The 5,525-nt window shown below is 71.7% G+C and carries 4 protein-coding genes; all 4 read right to left on the reverse strand.

Going from position 1 to position 5,525, the window contains the following annotated elements; genetic code table 11:
* Positions 1-209: 209 nt before the first annotated feature.
* Positions 210-1,979, reverse strand: coding sequence for a hypothetical protein (locus tag RIF89_RS10395; RefSeq protein ID WP_309069040.1), 1,770 nt, complete (start codon positions 1,977-1,979; stop codon positions 210-212).
* A 10-nt stretch (positions 1,980-1,989) separates the two neighbouring features.
* The gene (locus tag RIF89_RS10400) at positions 1,990-2,211 is read right to left on the reverse strand and encodes a hypothetical protein (RefSeq protein ID WP_309069041.1); all 222 of its coding nucleotides are present in this window, start codon (positions 2,209-2,211) and stop codon (positions 1,990-1,992) included.
* Positions 2,212-2,313: 102 nt separating this feature from the next.
* Positions 2,314-2,610, reverse strand: coding sequence for a WXG100 family type VII secretion target (locus RIF89_RS10405; RefSeq protein ID WP_238439491.1), 297 nt, complete (start codon positions 2,608-2,610; stop codon positions 2,314-2,316).
* A gap of 104 nt (positions 2,611-2,714) precedes the next feature.
* On the reverse strand, positions 2,715-5,525 hold a 2,811-nt coding region (locus tag RIF89_RS10410; RefSeq protein WP_309069042.1), incomplete at its 5' end, for an FtsK/SpoIIIE domain-containing protein.

Consider the following 5,525-nt stretch of genomic DNA (forward strand, 5'->3'; position numbering starts at 1 on the left):
TCGAGATCCGACCCGTAATTGCGCAGCAGAACCGCACCCTTACGCACCTCGTCCTCATCGATATCCGGCCACTCGAAACCAAGCTTCTCCATCACCCAGACAAGCTCATTCGGCAACATCATCCCCATGGCGGAACACCTCCCCTCGAGACATTAGGCGCTGACCGCGGCGGCTCGCGATGGGGACCTGACCCCGGGCAGCGCGCCCCGTCACGGGACCACCGACCACTGCGCGGCGCCGGACGTGAGCGAGCCCGGCGCGCCGGGTCGGGGGGTGACGCCGGCGACGTCGCGATCCAGGATCGTGACGCGCGGGTTCGCCGCGATCGGCAGTGCGACGGCGGCGCGGACGATCGTCGCCTCGATCTGCGCGCGCACCGCGCGCGCCTCGTACACGTCGGACGTGCGCGACAGCGTGTCGATGAGCTCGTCCCGCTCCGGGTCCGCCTGCCGGGTGATGGCCTCGGCGCCCTCGGTGCCCCACTGCGCAGCGATCTGTGCGGGCGTGACCGGGATCGGCACGCGCGCGATCACGGCATCCCATGTGCGCTTCGCCACCGCCTCGTCGAAGTCCTCGCTGCCGCAGTCGGTCACTCCCCAGCCGCCCTCGCGCGCGGCGGCGCTGAGGGCGGCGAACGCGCCCGCCGCGAACTCGCTGGCGCGGTCGTACAGCACGCAGACCCGGGATCCCGCCGCGACGCCCGCCGCCTGCCGCTCCTCCTCGGGCCGTCCGTCCGGCGAGGCGAGCGCCTCCGCGAAACCTGCGTCCTCGTTCGCGATGTCGTACGCGGCAGATCCGGGTGCTGAGAGCATCGACGTGGATGCCGTGTACGCCTGAGCCCATTCGCCCGCCCCGCCCTCGATCAACGCATTCGCGGAGACCGCATGGATGAACGCGGTGCGCGAGCGGTGCTGCGCGAAGATCCCCGACGGGTTCAGCAGCATCGCCCACAGCGTGCCGTCGTGCTGGGTCTCGACCACGTGGTCGGTGCGCTCGAGCTCGCGGACCGCCGCCCGGTTCGCGCTGTCCGGCTCGATCTGCGCCACGTCGAGCTGATCGCCGATCGCGGCGACCGGATCGTCGCCGGGCGGCACGAGGTCGACCCGGGCGACCTGCGGCGTGGCCGCGCCGCGGAAGGCCGCGTTGGGCACCAGCCTCACGGTCTGGGCCCCGTCCGCGGTGCGGACGCTCTCGACGCGGAACGGGCCGCTGGAGATCAGCAGGTCGCCCGCGACATCGCCCGAGGGGTCGATCGAGAAGCCCTCGTTCCAGACCGCCGCGAGCTCCTCCAGAGCGCCGAGATCCTCGTCGAGGATCGCCCGGATGACGGCCTGCTTCGCTTCCATGTCGTCGTCGATCCCGAACGCCAGGTCTCCGGCGACGTGGGCCGGAACGGGCACGGTCAGCGCCCCCTGCCAGTCGCGCACCGGCTCGCTGAACGTCACGTCGATCGCGCGGGCGAACTCATCGATCTCCGGCACCTCGTCGGACCTGCGCAGGTCGCTCGGCACCGCATCGAACCACGGCACGTCCTCGACGGGCTGGAAGACCCCGTTCCCGTCGCGGTGCGCGTCGGGGTCGAAGCCGTCGGGAGAGAAGTAGCCGGACGCCGCGGCCCAGCCGAGCAGCAGGTCGGCGGCGTCGAGCGGGATGCCGTCGGACCAGGCGGGCTCGGCGAGGTCGTACCGCACCGTGAACGGCTCCTCGCTCGTGATCGTGACGGATCCGAAGCTCGGGTCCGGCTCGATCTCGCCGTCGACGCTGTCGCCGAAGCCGGCGCGGGTCATCTCCGCGATGTCGATGTTGCCCGGGGTCGCCGTGGTGACCGAGGCGGCGTTCGCCGCCGTGAACCGCCCATCCCAGCCCACGGTCACCTCGGTGCCCGGCACGACCGAGTCCGGCAGCGTGGGCGCGCAGCCCGCAAGAGCCGCCGCGAGCACGAGAGCGAGGGGCGCGGCGAGCGCGCGATGTGCTCTCATGGGGCCGCCGCTACGCGAGGCCGGAGCTGTCGTCGTTATCGGCCATCGCGCGATACGGCTCGCTCTCGTCGCTCTCGAGCCAGGCGCGGGCGTGCTCGATCAGCACGGCCGGGGAATCCTCCGCCTCCTGCGCCGTCGCGAACGGCCCGATCACCTCGTCCGACGGGCGCTCGTCCGCCGTCTCCACCGACTGGGTGCGCAAGTTGTACCAGTAGCTCTGTGACCCGCTCATGTCCCCGATCCTATTCAGCGCCGCTGGCCGCCCGACGGAAAGGCCAGGGGCCGTGGTGCCGGTCTCCTGACCGGGCACCACGGCCCCTGGCGAAGGCTGGGCTCAGGCGCCGCCCGCCATGCTGGCGTCCGTGTCGCGGATCTGGTCCGCCATCTTGTCGAGCGCCTCGGCCATGTCGTTCACGGCCTCCGATGCGTCGTCCAGGCTGCTCGTGAGCTCCTGGTAGGCGGTCTGGTACGCGCCCGAGGCGTTCTCGGTCTTGAACCCGTCCTCGACGAGCTCGTCGATGATGCCCTGCAGCTCCTTCAGCGTGTCGCCGATCGTGCTGCGACCGTCGCGCAGCTTCGCGGCCGCGCCTTCCATCTCGCTGTATGTTGCACCGAAATCGTGTCCGGCCATGAAAATCGCCTCCCAGCGTTCTTCGTACTCCAGGCCCCCATGGCCTCTGCGACGAGGCTAACGAACGTTTGCCGTCTCGCACACGGGGAGGGGTACCCCGGGTATCACTCCCCGTGCGTGGATGTCGTGACGGGGCTCACCACGGTGTCGGCCGATACGGGGTCGGCCACCCGCCGCGCACGCCGCGAATCGCCCGCCGGCGCCGCTTCGCCCGTGGACGCGGGACCGGCAGCGGGCGCGGCTTCGCCCGCGGTCGCCGCCGCGGCGGCGGGTTCTGCCGCGGGCGCGTCCGGCACGAACGGGATCTGCATCGTCACGCTCTGGCCGGCCTGCACGAAGATGCCACGGCCCACAGGGAAGTCCGAGCGCTTCACGCGGCCGAACGGCGTCTTGAAGATCGCGTCGCCGTCGTACGTGTCGGGCTTGAGCACGATCCCCTGGCGGCCCATCTTCCACTCGCCGAGCACCCCGATGCTGCCCGACGCGCGGCTGATCTCGGCCTCGCCGACGAGCAGGTGGTCGCTGTTGTTCATCGCCTGCAGCAGCGCGCGCATCGGCCGGTCCGCCGGGCCGTCGGCGAGGTGCGGCATGTCCTCGATGACGATCATGATCCGGCTCTCGGGCGACTCCTCGGCGACCAGCTCCGCCAGCTCGGTCGCGAGCTCCTTCTCGTCCTCGGGACGGGTCGCGCTCGCGACCCACGGGCGGAACTCCTTGAGCTCCGCGCGGCGGCTGCCGAAGTGGTAGAGCCGCACATCCGGGTCGAAGCGCTCCACGGCCGCCACCAGCGCCTTCAGGGCGTTGGTCTTTCCGGATGCCGGCGGGCCCGTCACGACGAACGATCCGAGCGGCTCGAATCCGCGCGGCGCGAGGGTGTCGTCCGCGACGCCGAACACCGGCATCCCCTCGACCTGAGCCGGCATCTCGTCCGCCGGCACCATGGTCGGCAGGGCGCCGATCTCGGGCAGATCGCGCACGCCCTGCGCGCGCAGCCGGTTTCCGAGCTCGGTCAGCAGCTTGGTCTGCTCCACGACGTTCGCGGTGCCGCCCAGCACGGCGATCTGCGCCTCGTGCCCGTCGACGACCGCGCGGCCCGGGGCCGACTGCTCGTCCAGGATGTCGCGCGGGACGCTCAGCAGCATGTACTGGCTGGGCTCGCCCATGCGCAGCACGACGCGGCGCGAGATGTTCGCGGCGACGGCGCTCGGCACCGCGTTGCCGCGGTCGGCCGTGATCACGGTGTGGACGCCCAGGGGACGTCCCTCGCCCAGGATGCGCATGAACGTCCGGTAGAACGGACCGCGGCCGGGCGCCACCTCCCAGTCCTTCTTGAACTCGGGGTAGTTGTCGATCAGCAGCACGATGCGCGGCATCGTGGGGTCCACGAGCTCGCGGTACTCCTGCACGGTCGCGGCGCTGGCGGCCGAGAACGCGGCGGAACGGCGATCGAGCTCGCCGTCGAGCGTGCGGAACAGTCGCTGGATGCGCTCGACGTCCGCACCGTCGACGACCGAGCCGACGTGCGGCAGGGACGCGAGCGCGCCCAGCGCGCCCGACGCGAAGTCGAGACAGTACACCTGCACGCGACCGAGGTCGGGGCGCATGCCGGCCGCCGTGCCGAGGGTCTTCAGCAGCGTGGACTTGCCCGAGCCGGATGTGCCGTAGACCACCATCGAGCCGTCGCGATCGGGAACGAACGCCGCAGGCTCCTGCAGCTGCTTCTCGGGCACGTCGAGGAGTGCGAACGGGATGCGCGTGTCGCCCTCGCTCGCCAGGTCGCGCAGATCCACGAGCGGCGCGAGGTCGTCGAGCCACGGCCGGCGCGGGCGCGGCAGCCCGGCGACGTCGCTTGCCCGGATCAGCGTCGACACGATGCGCTTCTGGTCGTTCGGCCCCAGGTCCTCCTCGTGCGCGTCCGACTCGGCCGGCCGGTCCGGCTCCCAGTCGCTGCGCGCTCCGAAGCGCAGCTCGGCGACGCGCACCTCGGCCACGGGGGTCTCGTCCGTCGCCGTCCAGCCGCCGGCGTACGCCGACTGGAAGGGCACGAGACGGCCCGGACCCGTCTTGGCGATCGCGCGGCCGGGCAGCGATGCCGGGAACGATGCCGCGATCTCGTCGTCGACCACGTCGCGCGAGTCGGACTCGTCCGCCATGCGCAGCGCGATGCGCAGGTTGGTGTTGGCGCGCAGGTTGTCCTTGATCACGCCGGCCGGGCGCTGCGTCGCCATGATCAGGTGGATGCCGAGCGAGCGTCCGCGCTGCGCGATGTCCACGACGCCGTCGACGAACTCCGGCATCTCCGATGCGAGCGCCGCGAACTCGTCGATCACCAGGACCAGCGCCGGAGGGCACTCGGGGTCCTGGCGCTTCTCGAGCTCCAGCAGGTCCTTCGCCTTCTTCCGGTTGAGCAGATGCTCGCGGTGCTGCAGCTCGGCGCGGAGGCTCGTGAGCGCACGGCGCACGAGGTGCGGGCTCAGGTCGGTGACGAGGCCGACGGAGTGCGGCAGCTCGACGCAGTCGGCGAACGCGGATCCGCCCTTGTAGTCGACGAACAGGAAGGTCACCCGGTCGGGGCTGTGGGCGGCGGCCATGCCGAGCACCCACGCCTGCAGGAACTCGGACTTTCCGGCGCCGGTCGTGCCGCCGACGAGCGCGTGCGGTCCCTGCGTGCGCAGGTCCAGCGCCATGGCGTCGCTCGGCCCCTGGCCGATGATCGCACGCAGCGTGCCGGCCTTCTTCAGCCGCGGTCGCGGCGCCGGCGATCTGTCGGTGATCGTGTTGTTCTGCCGCCAGCGCTCGATCACGACGTGCGGATCCTCCGCGATCGCGGGGTCCACCAGCTGCAGGAACATCACGGAGCTCGGGATGTCCGACGCGTCGTGCACGACGGTGCTGGCGTCGACGACGGGGGCCAG

It is taken from the genome of Microbacterium sp., assembly GCF_031178525.1.
Classification (GTDB): domain Bacteria; phylum Actinomycetota; class Actinomycetes; order Actinomycetales; family Microbacteriaceae; genus Microbacterium.

Bases quoted from the DNA above. Each gene is read 5' to 3' on its own strand.
- RIF89_RS10405 (WP_238439491.1), bottom strand. From the start codon at position 2,610: ATGGCCGGACACGATTTCGGTGCAACATACAGCGAGATGGAAGGCGCG.
- RIF89_RS10395 (WP_309069040.1), bottom strand. From the start codon at position 1,979: ATGAGAGCACATCGCGCGCTCGCCGCGCCCCTCGCTCTCGTGCTCGCG.
- RIF89_RS10400 (WP_309069041.1), bottom strand. From the start codon at position 2,211: ATGAGCGGGTCACAGAGCTACTGGTACAACTTGCGCACCCAGTCGGTG.